The organism is Hydrogenophaga palleronii (assembly GCF_031457455.1).
Lineage (GTDB): Bacteria > Pseudomonadota > Gammaproteobacteria > Burkholderiales > Burkholderiaceae_C > Hydrogenophaga > Hydrogenophaga palleronii_A.
In genome coordinates, this window is the sequence record NZ_JAVDWU010000006.1 from 290,432 (window position 1) to 307,597 (window position 17,166).

Genomic DNA, 17,166 nt, shown 5'->3' on the forward strand with positions numbered 1-17,166 from the left:
CCTGGCTGATCAAGCACGGGTTAGCCGTCCAGCCCCAGCTTGTCGAGCAGGTCGGACACCAGTTCCAGTCGCAACAGCGGGTTGTCCAGCGCCATCAGTCGTTGCTTGAGTTCGGTGGGCGCAGGCAACAACTCGGCCCAGCGATTGGCCACCCAGCCGCTGTCGTCCCAATGGTGCGGCGGCTGAATGGGCAGGTCTTTCAATTGTTCTGGGTCCCGCTCCTGAAGATTGTTCAAGAGCCGTTGCAGGGCGTCACGCGTGCCAGCCAGATGGTCCGGAACAGCCACTGTCGGTTCGGTAGCGTCCAGACGCACATCGGCTATCCACAGGCCGTGTGGCAGCTGCTGCCGACGGGTGACATGAAAGCGTTGAAGTCCTTCACATCGGATCAGCATCAAGCCTGGCTGTGGTCGTTCCAGCTGCGCAATCTGCGCCATGGTCCCGACGGAGTGAAACACCTCTTTGGCAAAGCTGTCACCGCCGGGGGAGGCATGGGTATCGATCCGGCGCACTTCGCTGCCCACGCTCAAGGCCACGATGCCGAATGGCGCCCCGGCTTTGTGGCAACGACCAATCATGTCCAGATAGCGCACCTCGAAAATCCGCAAGGACATCCAACCGCCCGGAAAAAGAACGGTCTGGAGCGGAAACAGGGGCAGCTGTGACAGCGTGAGCGGTTCAGCCTCGGTCCTCGAGGTCAATCGGCGACCACCGCGTCAGCGCTTTGGCGCTGCAACATGGCCAGCGTGCTGGCGATGGTGGCACGCAGTTCGCGACGATCACAGATGAAATCCACTGCGCCCTTGGTCTGCAGGAACTCAGCCCGCTGGAACCCTTCAGGAAGCTTCACCCGTACGGTGTTTTCGATCACGCGAGGTCCTGCAAATCCGATCAATGCCTTGGGTTCGGCGATCACCACGTCGCCGACAAAAGCAAACCCGGCAGAAACGCCGCCCATCGTGGGGTCGGTGAGCACGCTGATGTAGGGCAGACCCTTCTTGGCCAAGCGGGTCAGCGCGGCATTGGTCTTGGCCATCTGCATCAGAGACAACAAGCCTTCCTGCATGCGCGCGCCGCCGGTGGCGGTGAAACACACGAAAGGGACCTTTTGCGCAATCGCTTCTTCCACGCCGCGAACGAAACGTTCACCGACCACCGAACCCATGGAACCACCCATGAAGTCGAACTCGAAGCAGACCGCCACCAGGCTGATGCCGTGCACGGCGCCGCCCATGACGATCAGCGCATCGGTCTCACCGGTGGTTTCCAAGGCCTCCTTCAAGCGCTCAGGGTATTTGCGGCTGTCCTTGAACTTGAGGGCATCCACCGGCAGCACTTCCTGGGCCAGTTCGTAGCGGCCTTCGGCATCGAGAAAAGCATTCAGCCGCGCGCGCGCACCGATCCGGTGGTGGTGACTGCAGTGGGGGCAGACGTTCTGGTTTTTTTCCAGATCGTTCTTGTACAGCACCGCCTCGCAGCTGGGACACTTGATCCACAGGCCTTCGGGCACGCTGCGGCGCTCGGTGGGGTCGGTGGGGGTGATCTTGGGGGGCAGCAGTTTTTCTAGCCAGGACATGTTTTCTCCTTTGCGTGGACGGCTCGCGACCGACGCGAATTCGGGATTATGCGTCGAGCGCTTTTCGGATGGTGCGAAGGAAATTCGACGCCACGGCAATCACTTTTTCGTGGGGTTCATTCTCGATCAGCTGAATGATCTTGCTGCCGATCACCACCGCATCGGCTGACTGCCCAATGGCTCTGGCGGTCTCGGCGTCCCGAATCCCGAAACCCACGCCGACCGGAACACTGACATGCGCGCGTATGCGCGGCAACATGGCTTCGACCTGGCCAATGTCCAGCGTGCCGGCACCGGTGACGCCTTTGAGAGACACGTAATAGACATAGCCACTGGCCACACGCGCCACCTGTGCCATGCGCTCGTCGGTGGAGGTGGGCGCGAGCAGGAAGATCAGGTCCATGCCGTGCGCACGCAGGTCGGCGGCAAAGTCTTCACACTCTTCGGGCGGGTAGTCAACGATGAGCACGCCGTCCACACCAGCCGCGCTGGCGTTCCGGACGAACGCCTTGGTGCCGTGCTTCTGGTCGTAGCGTTCAACCGGATTGGCGTACCCCATGAGCACCACGGGGGTGGTGGTGTCGCGTTCGCGAAAGGTCTTGACCATGGTCAGCACCTGGGTGAGCCCAATGCCCAGCGCCAGCGCACGGTCACCGGCCTTTTGAATCACCGGGCCGTCGGCCGAAGGATCTGAAAAAGGCACACCCAGTTCGATCACGTCGGCGCCGGCCTCGACCATGCCGTGCATCAGGTCCGGTGTGATGTCGGCATAGGGAAAGCCGGCGGTGACGTACGGGATGAGCGCTTTGCGGTTCTGGGTCTTCAACGCGCCCAGCGCGGTTTCGATGCGACTCATTGGGCATTTCCCACTTTGGATGTTTTCGCGCGCGAAGCACGCACCGTGGCGGGCTTGGCCTTGATCTGCACCGAGGCGGTGTCCATGCTGCCCTTGACAGACTGTCCGCGACAACTGGGCCGGCAATAGAAATCGGCCTGAGAAAGGTCGGCCACGGTGCCAATGTCCTTGTCGCCCCGGCCAGACAAGTTGACCAGAATGGACTGGTCCGGACGCATGGTCTTGGCCAGCTTCATGGCGTAGGCGACGGCATGGCTGGACTCAAGCGCCGGAATGATGCCTTCCGTACGGCACAGGTAGTGGAAGGCTTCGAGCGCCTCTGCATCCGTGACGCCCACGTACTCGGCGCGACCGATGTCTTTCAGGAAGGCGTGCTCCGGCCCCACACCGGGATAGTCCAGGCCGGCGCTCACGCTGTGAGTTTCGGTGACCTGACCGTTGTCGTCCTGCAGCACATAGGTGCGGTTGCCATGCAGCACGCCCGGGCTGCCCTTCTGCAGTGAGGCCGAGTGCTTGCCGCTGTCGAGCCCCTCGCCAGCGGCTTCGACGCCAATCAGGCGGGTAGAGGCGTGATCGATGTAGGGGTAGAAAATGCCCATGGCGTTGCTTCCACCGCCCACGCAGGCCACCACGGCGTCGGGTTGCTCGCCCTTGCATCCGGCGGTCTTGAGCATCTCGGGCATCTGTACCAGACACTCATTGCCGATCACGCTCTGGAAGTCGCGCACCATCATCGGGTAAGGGTGAGGTCCGGCCACGGTGCCGATGATGTAAAAAGTGTTGTCCACATTGGCCACCCAGTCGCGCATGGCTTCGTTGAGCGCGTCTTTCAGCGTCTTGCTGCCGCTGTCGACCGGTACCACGGTGGCGCCCAGCAGCTTCATGCGGTAGACGTTCGGGCTCTGGCGCTTGACGTCTTCGCTGCCCATGTAGACCACGCACTCCAGCCCGTAGCGGGCACAGATGGTGGCGGTGGCCACGCCATGTTGCCCTGCCCCGGTCTCGGCGATGATGCGCGGTTTGCCCATGCGCTTGGCCAGCATGGCCTGGCCAATGGTGTTGTTGACCTTGTGGGCACCGGTGTGGTTGAGGTCTTCGCGCTTGAGGAAGATCTGGGCGCCACCTTGTTCGCGACTCATGCGCGCGGCATGGTAAACCGGGCTGGGCCTGCCCACGAAGTGAGCGAGTTCACTCTTGAATTCGGCCAGGAATTCAGGGTCGTTCTGGTACTTGGCGTACGCGGCCTTGAGTTCATTGATGGCATGCGTGAGCGTTTCGCTCACGAAGCTGCCGCCGTAGATGCCAAAGTGGCCCTTGGCATCGGGTTGCTGGTAAGTGGTCATGGGATTCCCGAAAACGGTGGTCCGGGCCTTCCCTGGAGGGAATCAGCCCGAACGGTCGATCAAAGCATCGGCTGCCCGCACGGCAGCCACGAAGGCGAGCATCTTGGCGCGGTCTTTGATGCCTTTGGACACCTCCACGCCTGAACTCACGTCAACGGCCCAGGGCCGTACGTGTCTGATGCCATCGATCACGTTTGCAGGCGTGAGTCCACCAGACAAAACGAGGCGAGAGCTGGCGTTTAGATGCGGATGTGACCAAGGGAAAGCCGTCCAGTCGAAAGATTGACCCCCGCCGCCGTAGCCTTCGACATGGGCGTCGAGGAGGATGGCCTGGGCATCGGAATGATCGAGGGCGTATTTTAGAAGATCAAAGCTGGCTCCGGCAGAACCAGGGGGAATTCGGGCGGCCCGCAGGTAGGGCCGGACAGCGGCTCTGCAGGCCTCAGGTGTTTCGTCTCCGTGAAACTGGAGCAGGGCATTCGGCACTTCGGCGCAGGCCCCCTCAATGTGCTCTGGGGATGCGTTGACAAACAACAGCACCGGTGTGACGAAAGCAGGCAGGCGGCGGGCCAGTTCACCCGCACGCTTCGCGGTGACCGCGCGGGGGCTGGACGCGTAGAGCACGAACCCGATGGCATCAGCGCCCGCTTGGACAGCCGCATCCACGTCCTCTTCGCGGGTGAGGCCACAGATCTTGATGCGGGTTCGATGGGTCGGCATGGGGTGCAGAGGTGTCCGGAAATCGGTTGTTTCGATGCATTGGCCCGAACACGGGTACGCAGGAAGCCGAAGCGCGGAGGAAACCGGAGGGGCTGGATGGCTCAGGGGAGCCAGTCAAAGGCAGGCGTGTGCGTGGGGATGTTCAGTGCGTCATCGTAACGCGGCCCCAGGAAATAGAGTCCATCAGGGGCAAACGTGGGTGCTGCAGCATCCCTGCTTTTCGCTTGCAGCACTTCGTTCATCCAGCTCACGGGTCGACTGCCGCTCCCGATGGCCACGAGACAGCCCATGATGTTGCGAATCATGTGGTGCAGGAATGCCGTGGCCTCGAATTCCAGGCGCCAGTAGGCCCCTCGCTGCTCGATGTCGATGCGCAACATGCGTTTGACGGGTGACAGGGCCTGGCAGCGGGACGCCCGAAACGACGAAAAATCGTGTTCTCCGAGCAGAACCGCCGATGCTTGCCGCATGGCGTCCAGTTGCAGTGGTCGAAACACCCATCCCACGCGCCGCGCCTCCACACTGGGCCTGACCGGTGACTCCAGCAGCACATAGGCGTAGCGGCGCGACTGCGCACTGGCGCGCGCATGAAAGGAGGAAGGAACATGCCGTGCCCACTGGACGGCAATGTCTGGGGGCAAAAAACTGTTGGTGCCGCGCACCCAGGCCGTGTCTGATCGTTCGACCGGGCAATCAAAATGCACCACCTGCATGAGACCGTGCACGCCGGCATCTGTTCGGCCGGCGCACAGGGTGGTCACCTTGTTCAGTGCGGTGAACTTCGACAAAGCCAGCTCAAGCTGGTCCTGTACGGTTTGACCGCTGGGCTGACTCTGCCAGCCTTCGTAGCTGGCACCGTTGTAGCTGACACCCAGTGCGATGCGTGCCGACGGAGCGACTGTGGCCTGGTCTGGAGCCGCCCGGCTTTCGTCCACAACCGCCGGGGAGGACGCCGCAGACTCAGGCAAGGTCCGAAAGGAACGTGCGGGCTTTGGTCTTGAGTGTGCCGGAGGCTTCAGCAAGCACTTCCTCCGCCAGAGAACGGGCGCCTTCCAGGTCTCCGATGGCCCGGAACTCTTCGGCCAGCGAAAGCTTGGTATCCAGTGGGCTCTCTTCGGTGACCTGTTCAACGTCGGCCAACGCGGCGTTTGATCCGTCGTCAAGGTCGAGGTTGAGTTCGTTGAGATCGAATGCCATCAATTCCGCCCCGTTGGCATTGGATGGCTCTTCAACCTGAGGCGCATCCAGATTCAGGGGCATCGAGTCGCTGGCGCTGAAATCGGGCAGGACTTCGCTTTCATCGAACGTGGGCGCCACTGCGCTGCCCTGTGGGCCCTTTGACGCACGATCAGCTTCAGCAGAGCTTCCCAGGGGGACGGGTTCAGAAGGGAAGTCGAGATCAAAATCCATGGACTTTGATGCCGGGCCGGCCGCAGGCTCGTCAGGCAGATCGGTCAAGGCTTCGGTGAACTTGAGATCGTCCATAGCGGAGATGGATTCGCCGCCACTCTGTGCAGGTGCTGCATCAGCGAGTCCTGCGGGTTCGACAGGATCGTCGAAAGAGAAATCGAGATCGAGTCCGGAGCCGCCCTGCGCATCTCCGTCGGGGGAAAGCGTGCTGTTGGTGAAGGGCATTGTGTTGAGCGCACCACCGGCCACACCCGCCGCTGCGGCCAGCTTGACGGCTGGGCTGCCTCCCGGCTGGTAGAGGGGGTTGGACGGGTCGAGTTCCTTGCCCATGTCGCAGGCATGCTCCCATTCAGGACCCTGACCCTGTGTGAGGTTGTAGGCCTCCGTTGCCACGACCTCAAACGCTTTGGCGTCACGGCGCTTGGCGTAGATCTCCAGCAGCTTCACATGAATCGCTACCCGGGTGGGGGTGCTGCGCATGGCCTCTTTGAGAATTTCTTCCGCCTGCAGGTCACGCCCATAGGCCAGGTACACGTCGGCTTCTGCGACGGGGTCCACATCACCCGCGGCATCCAGCTGGCTGGGTGAATACACCATGGAGGATCCGGAAACGCTGGCGTCTGCGGTGTCGATGCGCTGGCCGCCGCTCGAACCGAAGAAGGAGTCGGGTTGCAGACGGCTTTCGAGGAAGGAGCTGTCCACGCTGGCGCCTTTGTTGCGTTGCCGCAGGCGGTAAAAACCGAGCCCGGCCAGCAAGGCCAGAAGCGCACCGGCCAGCGGGATGACCAGTGGGTTGTCCCTGATTTTGTCGATCAGGCTTGGTTCATCGGGCAGGGGCGCTGGAACCGGTGCTGGTTTCAGCACGGGTGCGGGCGTGACGGGCGGGGCCGGTTCCTGCGGTGCCGCGGCGGGTTCCGCAGGCGGGCCGTCGGTGGCTGCAGCGGGATCAGGGGCAGTGGCAGGCGCGCCCGGCACCACCACAGCGGGGCCATCTGCTGCACCGGTTGCAGGTGCGCTTCCTTCTGCTGCTGGTGGCGCGGTCGGTGCCGCAGCTGGTGGCGCAGCCGGTTGCTGCAATTGAGCCAATTCTTCGATGTTTCGGGACAGCTCCGCAGCGCGGTTGGAAGCCTCCTGCGTCTGGCGAGATTGGGCAATCTGCGCTTCGGGCGCCGCTTGCCCAGGTGCGGCCTCTTTCGAAAGTGTCAGGCGGTCAGGTGCGGTGACCGCAGGGCTGGCGTCCTGTACTTCCGTCTGCACGCTGCCAGCGGCTTGTCGGTCTGCCTGGCCCACATTGGCTTCTGGGGCTGCGCCGGCAAGGCGGCGTCGGAATTCGTTGAAATCGCGGCTCTGGGCGGCAATGACCTGGCGCGCTTCTCCTGCACCTATCGCCGAGGCCTCTTCTGCGCTTGGAAGATCAAGGACCACGCCTGCGCGCAATCGGTTGACGTTGTTGCCAATGAAAGCCCGCGGGTTTGACCTCAGCATGGCGACCAGCATCTGATCGAGCGACACATTGGCTGGCCGGTTGGCTTCTGCAATTCGCCCTGCCGTATCACCCGGTACCACGGTGACCTGTGAGCTGGGTTCCGGGGCTTGAGTCGGCGGGAGGCTGGGCGTCGTTGGCGAAGAAGGAGGCAGGACCTGCTGGGTGGTTGGAGCGGCAGGTGTGGGCGTGGCCGCCGCGGCAGGCGCGGACGGCCTGGCAGGTGCAGAGACACCGGGAGCGACCGGGGCCACGGGCGTTGCCGCGCGCAGCCGGGGTGGATCAAACAGCAGCGTGTAGTCACGAACAATGCGACCGGAAGACCAGTTGGCTTCCACGATCAGGTCAACAAACGGCTCCGTGACAGGCCGGGAGCTCGACAGCTGGAGATAGGCGCGGCCATCCGCGCGGCGCTGCAAGGTGATCTGGAGGTTGCTCAGTGCGGGGTTGAAGTCCATGCCCGCAGCACTGAAAGCATCGCCCGACGCCAGCCCCACCGTAAGCGTGGAGGCCTCGTCCGCATTGATTTCGGGAATTTCGATCTGGGCACGCAGGGGCTCGCCCAGCGCCGACTGCACCACGATGCGCCCGAGAGCCAGTGCCTGAACATCTGCGTGTTGCGCCAGTCCTGCACAAAGCAGCGCAGCAATCGCAACCGAATGCATCCGCGCTAGACCGCGAGATTCGGCGCCCACTCTATGGGTTTTGACCGGGAAAGAATGGGTGTGACGGGAGTTGGATGGCACTTGAACCTCGACGTAAAAATCCGAGAAATGACCTTAACATCAACGCATTACAGTGACAAGCTGAGAATCCGCTTGAGTTTCATTGCCTGCCTTCCGTCGCCATCGACCATCCATTCACGTTGCAACTTTGCAACGTGAATGGCTCGGGACGGGTTGTATCACCTCTGCCATCTTGAAACATTCAGGCGGCCAGCAGGATTCGAAGCATGCGACGCAAAGGTTCCGCGGCGCCCCAGAGCAACTGGTCGCCGATGGTAAACGCACCCACATATTCAGGCCCCATGGCGAGCTTGCGGATGCGACCCACGGGGATGGTCATGGTGCCCGTGACGGCAACCGGTGTCAGGTCACGGACGGTGTCTTCGCGGGTGTTCGGCACGACCTTCACCCATGCGTTGTCTTCGGCGATCATGGCTTCCAGATCGGCCAGCGGCACATCCTTTTTGAGTTTGAATGTGAGGGCCTGGCTGTGGCAGCGCATGGCACCGACGCGAACACAGAACCCATCCACCGGGATGGCCGCTGAGCCGAAGGCCTCGCCTTGGCCCAGGATCTTGTTGGTTTCTGCCATGCCCTTCCATTCTTCCTTGGACATGCCATTGCCAAGATCCTTGTCGATCCAGGGGATCAAGGAGCCACCCAGTGGCACACCGAAATGGGCGGTCTCGGCGTTTGTGAGGGAGCGCTGCTTGGCGATCACCTTGCGGTCGATCTCAAGAATGGCGCTCTTGGGATCGTCCAGCAGGGCTTTGACTTCCTGGTGGAGCGTGCCATATTGGGTGAGCAATTCGCGCATGTGCTGCGCGCCACCACCAGACGCCGCCTGATAGGTCTGGGTGCTCATCCATTCCACCAGCCCAGCCTTGTACAGGGCGCCCACACCCATGAGCATGCAGCTCACCGTGCAGTTGCCGCCAACCCAGTTCTTGCCGCCGTTGGCGAGAGCGTCCTTGATCACCGGCATGTTGACCGGGTCGAGAATGATGACGGCGTCCTTTTCCATGCGCAGGGTGGACGCGGCGTCGATCCAGTGGCCGTTCCAGCCGGCGGCGCGCAGCTTTGGGAACACCTCGCTGGTGTAGTCGCCACCCTGGGCGGTGATGATGATGTCGCAACGCTTCAGGGCAGCGAGGTCGTGCGCGTCCTGCAGCCTGGTTTCGTTCTTCGCCATCGCTGGCGCCTGGCCACCGGCATTCGATGTGGAGAAAAACAGGGGTTCGATGTGATCAAAGTCTTTCTCTTCGATCATGCGGTCCATCAACACCGAGCCCACCATGCCGCGCCAGCCCACCAGGCCTACCAACTTGCTCATTTCAACGCCCTTTCAAGTTAAAAAACAGTGTCGACCGACCTGTTCCCCCCGGCTCGTCTGGCCAGGGAGGGCGCACGACGAACCAGGCTGGATCAGCCCTTAATGGTCGTGGTTTTGATGGAGATTGCGCGCGACGCCACATCCACCAGGGCGGTGGATGCACTGTTCAACGGGAACGGGCGGGCGGCAAACATAGCGCAGGATTGTAGCTGATGCCTTATGGAGGGAGGCTGGCGCCCGATCGCCGGCCACAAAATAGGCAACCCTGGGTTGCCCTTTTGCGCCAGCGCGATGGCCCGAAGTGATCAGCCTAGGTGCTCCACCGCGCAGCGCGCGACCCACGACGAATAAAACGGTCCAGCCCAGGGGCACCGCCGGGCCGGCTTTGCCGGACGGCCAGTGCCGCCCCCTTGAGGGGGCTGAGGGCTGCGGCTCCAAGCCTGCCTGCGCAGGCTTGGACAGCCCGAAGAAGCATCGACTCTGGCGATGCTGCGGCCTACAAGGCACGCGAAGCGGCGCGGGGGTGTTTCATTTCAGCGCTTTGACCACCGCATCGCCCATTTCCGCCGTGCCCACCTTGGTGGTACCTTCGCTATGGATGTCTGGCGTGCGCAGGCCTTGCGCGAGCACTTTCTGCACAGCGGCTTCAATGCGTTGCGCCGCAGCTTCCTGGTTCAGGCTGAAGCGCAGCATCATGGCCGCGCTCAAGATGGTGGCCAGGGGATTGGCAATACCTTTGCCGGCGATGTCGGGGGCACTGCCATGACTGGGTTCGTAAAGACCCTGGCCGCTCGAGTTGAGCGAAGCGGAAGGCAGCATGCCGATGGAGCCGGTCAGCATCGATGCTTCGTCCGACAGGATGTCACCAAACATGTTGCCGGTGACCACCACGTCGAACGCTTTGGGCGCCTTGACCAACTGCATCGCGGCGTTGTCCACGTACATGTGCTCCAGCGCCACGTCCGGGTATTCCTTGTGCACGTCGGTGACCACGTCTTTCCAGAACTGGAAGGTTTCCAGCACGTTGGCCTTGTCGACGCTGGTGACCTTCTTGTTGCGCTTGCGGGCGGCTTCGAATGCCACGCGGGCAATGCGTTCGATCTCGGGGCGGCTGTAGCGCATGGTGTCGAAGGCTTCTTCGGCGCCGGGGAAATGGCCATCGGTGGCCACCCGACGGCCGCGTGGCTGGCCGAAATAGATGTCGCCCGTGAGCTCGCGGATGATCAGGATGTCGAGGCCGGAAATCAGTTCCGGCTTGAGGCTCGAGGCACCCACCAGCTGTTCGTAGCAGATCGCGGGCCGGAAGTTGGCAAACAGGCCCAGGTGCTTGCGCAAACCCAGGATGGCCTGTTCGGGGCGCAGGGGGCGGTCGAGCTTGTCGTATTTCCAGTCGCCCACCGCTCCAAACAGGATGGCGTCGGACGCCTTGGCCAGGTTCAGGGTGGCATCGGGCAGCGGGTGGCCGTGCGCCTCGTAAGCGGCGCCGCCCACCAGTGCGGATTCCATCTCGAAGGATAGATCGAGCGCATTGAGAACCTTGACGGCTTCTGCGACGATTTCGATGCCGATGCCGTCACCGGGGAGAACTGCGATTTTCATAGTGGTTGGGTAGAGATGAAGGGGTTCTTGTCGAGGTTACCGTGGAACCGGCTTGCCGGGCCACTGGCAACGCCCCTTGAGGGGGAGACGCCGCAGGCGGTGCGGGGGGGGATCGGTCTCGCGGCGTGGTGTCGATCACATCGTCTTGGCGAGCCAGGGCTTGGTGGTCAGACGCTCTTTTTCGAAGGCTGCAATCTTGTCTTTGTGGCGCAGCGTCAAACCGATGTCATCCAGGCCATTGATCAGACAGTATTTGCGGAAGGCCTGGACGTCGAACGGGATTTCTTCACCCTGCGCCTTGACGATTACCTGGCGCTCCAGGTCGATGGTGAGCTGGTAGCCAGGGAAGGCCGCCACCTCGTTGAACAGTTGGTCGACGGTGGCTTCGGGCAACTGGATAGGCAGTAGTCCGTTCTTGAAGCAGTTGTTGAAAAAGATGTCGGCAAAGCTGGGCGCGATGACGGCGCGAAAGCCGTACTGGTCGATGGCCCAGGGTGCGTGTTCGCGGCTGGAGCCGCAACCGAAATTGCGGCGTGCGAGCAGGATGGAAGCGCCCTGGTAGCGCGGCTGGTTCAGCACGAAGTCGGGGTTGGGCTTGCGGGTCGCGGGATCCTGGCCAGGCTCGCCCTTGTCCAGGTAGCGCCATTCGTCGAACAGGTTCGGGCCAAAGCCCGTCTTGCGAATCGACTTGAGGAATTGCTTGGGAATGATGGCGTCGGTGTCGACGTTTTCGCGGTCCATGGGGGCCACGATGCCTTGGTGAAGGGTGAACTTTTGCATGGTATTGGGGAGTTATTTGGTCACTTCTTCGATCTTCTCGCCGGCCCGCTCAAGCCCGTGCCCGGTGGCTTCACCGGCGCGTTCCAGGCCTCGCCCGGTGGCATCCGCCGCCCGCCCGACGCCTCGCTCGGTCGCGCCCACGGCGCGCTCGACGCCACGGCTGGCCGCTCCTGCGGCTCGTTCGATGCCTGTGCCGGTGGCGCCCACCGCTCGGTTCACGCCGCGTTCCGTTGCTTCAACGGCGCGTTCGATACCCCGCCCGGCGGCCTGACCGGCATTGTTCGCGCCTCGCTCGACCCGGGTCAGCGGCTGACAGGCTGCCAGGGCAAGCATGAGGGGTGCAACGGTAGCAAAGATGGCAAGGTGCTTCATGAGAGGCTCCTGTGTCGACGGTGAGATGTGGAAGTGTGAAAAATGAAATCAGGCGATGGTGCGGATGTCGATGAAATGACCGTTGATCGCTGCGGCTGCCGCCATGGCCGGCGACACCAGGTGGGTGCGTCCGCCTGCGCCTTGACGGCCTTCAAAATTGCGGTTGCTGGTGGAAGCGCAGCGTTCGCCCGGCTCCAGCCGGTCGGCGTTCATGGCCAGGCACATGGAACACCCTGGCTCACGCCATTCAAAGCCGGCGGCCTTGAAGATTTCGTGGAGGCCTTCGCGTTCGGCCTGTTCCTTGACCAGACCGGATCCCGGCACGACCATGGCCAGCTTGATGTTCTTGGCCACTTTCTGCCCGAGCTTCTTCACCACCGCAGCGGCTTCGCGCATGTCTTCGATGCGGCTGTTGGTGCAGGAGCCAATGAACACCTTGTCGACAAAGATGTCGGCCAGCGGTTTGCCGGGTTCCAGCGCCATGTAGCTCAGTGCACGCTCGATGGCGCCGCGTTTACTGGGGTCCTTTTCCTTGTCCGGGTCGGGCACACGGCCATCCACGCCAAGCACCATTTCGGGTGAGGTGCCCCAGGTGATCTGCGGAACGATCCGGCTGGCGTCGAGTTCGACCACGGCGTCGAACTTCGCGTCCGGGTCGGAGAACAGCGTTTTCCAGTAGGCCACGGCCTGATCCCATTCCACCCCCGTGGGGGCGAGCGGGCGCCCACGAACATACTCGATGGTTTTTTCGTCCACGGCCACCAGACCGGCACGGGCGCCGCCTTCGATGGCCATGTTGCAGACCGTCATGCGACCTTCCATGCTGAGCGAGCGGATGGCGCTGCCACCGAACTCGATGGTGTAGCCCGTGCCGCCCGCGGTGCCGATCTTGCCGATGATGGCCAGCACGATGTCCTTGGCGGTGACGCCCTTGGCCAACTGGCCTTCCACTTTGACCAGCATGTTTTTGGCCTTCTTGGCCAGCAGCGTCTGCGTGGCCATTACGTGCTCCACCTCGCTGGTGCCGATGCCGTGCGCCAGCGCGCCGAAGGCACCGTGGGTGGAGGTGTGCGAGTCGCCGCAGACCACGGTCATGCCGGGCAGGGTGGCGCCGTTCTCCGGGCCGATCACGTGCACGATGCCTTGTCGTTTGGACATGAACGGGAAAAAGGCGGCCGCACCGTATTCGGCGATGTTGCTGTCCAGCGTGGTGATCTGTTCCTTGCTGATCGGATCAGTGATGCCGTCGTAGCCCAGTTCCCAGCCGGTCGTGGGCGTGTTGTGGTCGGCGGTGGCTACCACCGAGCTCACACGCCACATCTTGCGCCCGGTCTGACGCAGGCCTTCGAAGGCTTGCGGACTCGTGACTTCGTGCACCAGATGGCGGTCGATGTAGAGGACGGAGGTGCCGTCTTCTTCGGTGTGGACGACGTGTTCGTCCCAGATCTTGTCGTAGAGCGTGCGAGGCATGGGGCAATGTTCCTTCTGATGAGGCGATTTTAGGTGGGGGTGCTTGAAACAGGTGGGGTGGCCAAGTGGTCCACCAGGAGGCGGGCCGACACCGGGAGCGTGGCGAAGTCGCGTGCCACGAGGTCGATCTGGCGGGTGGCCCAGGCATCGGTCAGTGCCACGCAGGTGAGGTCTCCCACACCATGCATCAATTCGAATGCCCGCAGAGGCATGAGGCCCACGCCCAGGCCGTTGTGGATCATGCGGCACATGGCGTCGAGGCCGGTCACCCGGATGCGCAACCGGATGCTTCGCCCGGCGGCGGCCGCGGCCGCGTGCATGGCGAGATAGATGGAGCTGTTGGCATGCAAGCCCACGTGGTCCCACTCCAGGCTGTCTGAGAAGGCCAACGATTCGCGTTCGGCCAAGGGGTGATGGCTGGGCACCACGAGCGTGAGCTGGTCTTGCCGGTAGCGACGGGTCTGGAGTTCGCTCGGCTGGCCGGTGGAGCCGGTGTGGCAGATGCCCAGGTCGGCCGCGCCTTCATGAACGGCCCGCACCACTTCGGTGGACAGATGCTCCTCCAGGTCAATCTTGATGCCTTCGTGGCGGCCGATGAAGGTGCCCAGATCTTCAGGCAGGAACTGCACGATGGCCGAGATGTTGGCGTGCACCCGCACATGGCCGCGCACCCCATCGGCGTATTCGGAGAGTTCACCCTGCATTTTGTCGAGGCTGAACAGCACCGAGCGCGCATGGTGAAGCAAGCTCTGCCCAGCCGGCGTGGGCGTGGCCCCGCGGGCATGTCGGTCAAGCAGTCTGCTGCCCAAGGTGTTTTCAAGGTCAGACAAGCGCTTGCTGACAGCCGATGTGGCCATGAAGGCCAGCTCCGCCGCCTTGCCGATGCTGCCGCGCTCGCACACCGCCACATAGAGCTGGAGCGAGGTGAGGTCGATGCGGCGAACGAAGCAGCGGTCGGGGAAGTTCATGGCTGAGCCATCGCGGATGACGATGAAATTGCTATTTTCCTCTCTTTCTTGTGATCGAGGCATCGTAATTTGAGAAGTCTGATGCCGCCAAAAGAAAACCCGCCGAGCGTGCGCCGGGCGGGTTTTCTGAACGGTCAGAGACCGCTGGGCTCGTGGCCTTACGCCAGAGGTTTCACGTCGCGGCGCTCGGAGCCGGTGAACAGCTGACGCGGACGGCCGATCTTGTACTCGGGGTCACCGATCATCTCGTTGAGCTGGGCAATCCAGCCCACGGTGCGAGCCAGTGCGAAGATGCCGGTGAACAGGTTGACCGGGATGCCGATGGCGCGTTGCACGATGCCGGAATAGAAGTCCACGTTCGGGTAGAGCTTGCGCTGGACGAAATAGTCGTCTTCCAGGGCGATCTTCTCCAGCTCCTTGGCGAGCTTGAAAAGCGGGTCGTTTTCAAGACCCAGTTCGACCAGCACCTCGTTGCAGGTTTCCTGCATGAGCTTGGCGCGGGGGTCGTAGTTCTTGTAGACCCGGTGTCCAAAGCCCATGAGCTTGACGCCGGAGTTCTTGTCCTTGACCTTTTCCATGAACTCGCCGACCTTGGACACGCCACCCTGGGCCTGGATGTCTTCCAGCATGTTCAGGCAGGCCTCGTTGGCGCCACCGTGAGCCGGGCCCCACAGGCAGGCCACGCCAGCGGCGATCGCCGCAAACGGGTTGGTGCCCGACGATGCGCATAGGCGAACCGTGGAGGTGGAGGCGTTCTGCTCGTGGTCGGCGTGCAGGATGAAGATGCGGTCAAGCGCGCGCTCCAGCACGGGGTTGACTTCGTACTCTTCACACGGCGTGCCGAACATCATGCGCAGGAAGTTGCCGGCGTAGCTCAGGCTGTTCTTCGGGTAGATGTAGGGCTGGCCGATCTTGTACTTGTACGCCATGGCCACCAGGGTGGGCATCTTGGCGATCAGGCGGATGGCGGCCACGTGCCGGTGTTCCGGGTTGTTGATGTCCGTGCTGTCGTGATAGAAGGCCGACATCGCGCCCACCAGGCCGGTCAGGATGGCCATGGGGTGGGCATCGCGGCGGAAGCCGCGCAGGAAGAACTGCATTTGCTCGTTGACCATGGTGTGGTTGGTCACGAGCTTGTGAAACTCGGTGCGCTCCTGTGCATTGGGCAGTTCGCCGTTAAGCAGCAGGTGGCAGGTGTCGAGGTAGTCACAGTGGGTGGCCAACTGCTCAATGGGGTAGCCACGGTAGAGCAGTTCGCCTTTGTCACCGTCGATGTAGGTGATCGACGACTGACAGGAGGCGGTCGACAGAAACCCAGGATCGTAGGTGAACATGCCCGTTTGCGCATAGAGCTTGCGGATGTCGACCACGTCGGGCCCGATGCTGCCGGCGTAAACGGGCAGCTCGACACTGGGACTGCCGTTGGAGAAGGAGAGGGTGGCTTTGTTGTCGACGAGTTTCATGCGATTTCCTTTTCTATACGGCTGAAACGGATGGCCGAGCATGGCGAAGCATGCCCAGTACGTGCGTGATGTCATCACGGGCGAGGTCGCCCTCGGGGCTCTTGCGGGCCAGCAACAGATCCAGCAGATCGTTGTCTGAGAGGTCCATTAGAACGCCCAGAGCTTCTGCCTGCCTGACGGTCAAGCCAGACTGGTGCTTGGCGAAGAACCGCTCGATGAACAAATCGTTCTCAAGCAGCCCCCGCCGGCACCGCCACCTGAGCTTGCTCAGGGCGCGCTCGTCCAGCAGATCGTCTGGGGCAGAGGTGTTCATGGGTGGTGTGATGGATGCGACTCAGACCGAGCGCATCACCATCATTTCCTTGATTTTGCCGATGGCTTTGGTGGGGTTCAGGTTTTTGGGGCAGACATCCACACAGTTCATGATGGTGTGGCAGCGGAACAGCCGGTAGGGATCTTCCAGGTTGTCCAGGCGCTCGGCGGTGCCCTCGTCGCGGCTGTCGGCGATGAAGCGATAGGCCTGCAGCAGGCCGGCAGGACCGACGAATTTGTCCGGGTTCCACCAGAAGCTGGGGCAACTGGTCGAGCAGCTCGCGCACAGAATGCATTCGTACAGGCCGTTGAGCTCGTCGCGCTCCTCGGGGCTCTGCAGGCGTTCCTTCTCGGGCGCCACGGTTTCGTTGATCAGGTAGGGCTTGACGCTGTTGTACTGCTTGAAGAACAGCGTCATGTCCACGATCAGATCGCGCACCACCGGCAGGCCAGGCAGGGGCTTGAGCGTGATCACGCCGGGCAGCGTGTTCATGTTGGTCAGGCAGGCCAGGCCGTTCTTGCCGTTGATGTTCATGGCATCCGAACCGCACACGCCTTCACGGCAGGAGCGGCGGAACGAGATGGAGGGATCGACCGCCTTGAGCTTCATCAGGGCATCGAGCAGCATGCGCTCGTGCCCATCGAGTTCGACCTCGATGGTCTGCATGTACGGTTTGGCATCCTTTTCCGGGTCGTAGCGGTAGATCTTGAATGTGCGTTTGGCCATGGTGTTTTTTTCTCCGTGCGTCGTGGGTT

16 protein-coding genes are annotated in these 17,166 nt (G+C 62.4%); all 16 read right to left on the reverse strand.

Annotation, left to right across the window (positions count from 1 at the left end):
- Nucleotides 1-20: 20 nt before the first annotated feature.
- On the reverse strand, nucleotides 21-701 hold the full coding sequence (locus tag J2W49_RS15900; RefSeq protein ID WP_310318184.1) for an LON peptidase substrate-binding domain-containing protein: 681 nt from the start codon (nucleotides 699-701) through the stop codon (nucleotides 21-23).
- Entirely contained in the window at nucleotides 698-1,576 is an 879-nt protein-coding gene (gene accD / locus J2W49_RS15905) for an acetyl-CoA carboxylase, carboxyltransferase subunit beta (protein WP_310318188.1), read from the reverse strand. The genes J2W49_RS15900 and accD overlap by 4 nt, the downstream gene beginning before the upstream one ends.
- Nucleotides 1,577-1,622: 46 nt before the next feature.
- Nucleotides 1,623-2,432: a tryptophan synthase subunit alpha gene (gene trpA, locus J2W49_RS15910; protein WP_310318191.1), complete on the reverse strand. Its 810-nt coding sequence runs from the start codon at nucleotides 2,430-2,432 to the stop codon at nucleotides 1,623-1,625.
- Nucleotides 2,429-3,775 carry a tryptophan synthase subunit beta gene (trpB, locus tag J2W49_RS15915; RefSeq protein ID WP_310318194.1) on the reverse strand — a complete coding sequence of 449 codons (1,347 nt, stop codon included), beginning with the start codon at nucleotides 3,773-3,775 and terminating at the stop codon, nucleotides 2,429-2,431. Before trpB ends, trpA begins: the two co-directional genes overlap by 4 nt.
- A 42-nt stretch (nucleotides 3,776-3,817) precedes the next feature.
- Nucleotides 3,818-4,495 (reverse strand): phosphoribosylanthranilate isomerase, encoded by a 678-nt coding sequence (locus tag J2W49_RS15920; RefSeq protein ID WP_310318197.1) that lies wholly within the window; start codon nucleotides 4,493-4,495, stop codon nucleotides 3,818-3,820.
- 101 nt (nucleotides 4,496-4,596) lie between these two features.
- Nucleotides 4,597-5,430 carry a tRNA pseudouridine(38-40) synthase TruA gene (gene truA / locus J2W49_RS15925; RefSeq protein ID WP_310318364.1) on the reverse strand — a complete coding sequence of 278 codons (834 nt, stop codon included), beginning with the start codon at nucleotides 5,428-5,430 and terminating at the stop codon, nucleotides 4,597-4,599.
- Between the two features lie 25 nt (nucleotides 5,431-5,455).
- Entirely contained in the window at nucleotides 5,456-8,053 is a 2,598-nt protein-coding gene (locus tag J2W49_RS15930; protein WP_310318200.1) for a FimV/HubP family polar landmark protein, read from the reverse strand.
- A gap of 262 nt (nucleotides 8,054-8,315) precedes the next feature.
- Nucleotides 8,316-9,446 carry an aspartate-semialdehyde dehydrogenase gene (gene asd, locus J2W49_RS15935; protein WP_310318203.1) on the reverse strand — a complete coding sequence of 377 codons (1,131 nt, stop codon included), beginning with the start codon at nucleotides 9,444-9,446 and terminating at the stop codon, nucleotides 8,316-8,318.
- Nucleotides 9,447-9,974: 528 nt separating this feature from the next.
- Complete coding sequence (gene leuB, locus J2W49_RS15940; protein WP_310318206.1) at nucleotides 9,975-11,045, reverse strand: 3-isopropylmalate dehydrogenase; 1,071 nt, start codon at nucleotides 11,043-11,045, stop codon at nucleotides 9,975-9,977.
- Nucleotides 11,046-11,180: 135 nt separating this feature from the next.
- Nucleotides 11,181-11,825, reverse strand: coding sequence for a 3-isopropylmalate dehydratase small subunit (gene leuD / locus J2W49_RS15945; RefSeq protein WP_310318209.1), 645 nt, complete (start codon nucleotides 11,823-11,825; stop codon nucleotides 11,181-11,183).
- Nucleotides 11,826-11,837: 12 nt separating this feature from the next.
- Nucleotides 11,838-12,197, reverse strand: a complete 360-nt coding sequence (locus J2W49_RS15950; RefSeq protein WP_310318212.1) for a hypothetical protein — start codon at nucleotides 12,195-12,197, stop codon at nucleotides 11,838-11,840.
- Between the two features lie 48 nt (nucleotides 12,198-12,245).
- The gene (gene leuC / locus J2W49_RS15955) at nucleotides 12,246-13,667 is read right to left on the reverse strand and encodes a 3-isopropylmalate dehydratase large subunit (protein ID WP_310318215.1); all 1,422 of its coding nucleotides are present in this window, start codon (nucleotides 13,665-13,667) and stop codon (nucleotides 12,246-12,248) included.
- 29 nt (nucleotides 13,668-13,696) lie between these two features.
- On the reverse strand, nucleotides 13,697-14,635 hold the full coding sequence (locus J2W49_RS15960) for a LysR family transcriptional regulator (RefSeq protein ID WP_310318219.1): 939 nt from the start codon (nucleotides 14,633-14,635) through the stop codon (nucleotides 13,697-13,699).
- Between the two features lie 158 nt (nucleotides 14,636-14,793).
- Nucleotides 14,794-16,098, reverse strand: a complete 1,305-nt coding sequence (locus J2W49_RS15965; protein WP_310318222.1) for a citrate synthase — start codon at nucleotides 16,096-16,098, stop codon at nucleotides 14,794-14,796.
- A 13-nt stretch (nucleotides 16,099-16,111) separates the two neighbouring features.
- Nucleotides 16,112-16,411: an FAD assembly factor SdhE gene (locus J2W49_RS15970; protein ID WP_310318225.1), complete on the reverse strand. Its 300-nt coding sequence runs from the start codon at nucleotides 16,409-16,411 to the stop codon at nucleotides 16,112-16,114.
- A gap of 21 nt (nucleotides 16,412-16,432) precedes the next feature.
- Nucleotides 16,433-17,137 (reverse strand): succinate dehydrogenase iron-sulfur subunit, encoded by a 705-nt coding sequence (locus tag J2W49_RS15975; protein WP_310318229.1) that lies wholly within the window; start codon nucleotides 17,135-17,137, stop codon nucleotides 16,433-16,435.
- Nucleotides 17,138-17,166 lie beyond the last annotated feature (29 nt).

What these genes read in the sequence shown, in the direction of transcription:
- accD (WP_310318188.1), bottom strand. Translation starts at nt 1,576, where the DNA reads ATGTCCTGGCTAGAAAAACTGCTGCCCCCCAAGATCACCCCCACCGAC.
- trpA (WP_310318191.1), bottom strand. Translation starts at nt 2,432, where the DNA reads ATGAGTCGCATCGAAACCGCGCTGGGCGCGTTGAAGACCCAGAACCGC.
- trpB (WP_310318194.1), bottom strand. Translation starts at nt 3,775, where the DNA reads ATGACCACTTACCAGCAACCCGATGCCAAGGGCCACTTTGGCATCTAC.
- J2W49_RS15920 (WP_310318197.1), bottom strand. Translation starts at nt 4,495, where the DNA reads ATGCCGACCCATCGAACCCGCATCAAGATCTGTGGCCTCACCCGCGAA.
- J2W49_RS15930 (WP_310318200.1), bottom strand. Translation starts at nt 8,053, where the DNA reads ATGCATTCGGTTGCGATTGCTGCGCTGCTTTGTGCAGGACTGGCGCAA.
- asd (WP_310318203.1), bottom strand. Translation starts at nt 9,446, where the DNA reads ATGAGCAAGTTGGTAGGCCTGGTGGGCTGGCGCGGCATGGTGGGCTCG.
- leuB (WP_310318206.1), bottom strand. Translation starts at nt 11,045, where the DNA reads ATGAAAATCGCAGTTCTCCCCGGTGACGGCATCGGCATCGAAATCGTC.
- leuD (WP_310318209.1), bottom strand. Translation starts at nt 11,825, where the DNA reads ATGCAAAAGTTCACCCTTCACCAAGGCATCGTGGCCCCCATGGACCGC.
- J2W49_RS15950 (WP_310318212.1), bottom strand. Translation starts at nt 12,197, where the DNA reads ATGAAGCACCTTGCCATCTTTGCTACCGTTGCACCCCTCATGCTTGCC.
- leuC (WP_310318215.1), bottom strand. Translation starts at nt 13,667, where the DNA reads ATGCCTCGCACGCTCTACGACAAGATCTGGGACGAACACGTCGTCCAC.
- J2W49_RS15960 (WP_310318219.1), bottom strand. Translation starts at nt 14,635, where the DNA reads ATGAACTTCCCCGACCGCTGCTTCGTTCGCCGCATCGACCTCACCTCG.
- J2W49_RS15965 (WP_310318222.1), bottom strand. Translation starts at nt 16,098, where the DNA reads ATGAAACTCGTCGACAACAAAGCCACCCTCTCCTTCTCCAACGGCAGT.
- J2W49_RS15970 (WP_310318225.1), bottom strand. Translation starts at nt 16,411, where the DNA reads ATGAACACCTCTGCCCCAGACGATCTGCTGGACGAGCGCGCCCTGAGC.
- J2W49_RS15975 (WP_310318229.1), bottom strand. Translation starts at nt 17,137, where the DNA reads ATGGCCAAACGCACATTCAAGATCTACCGCTACGACCCGGAAAAGGAT.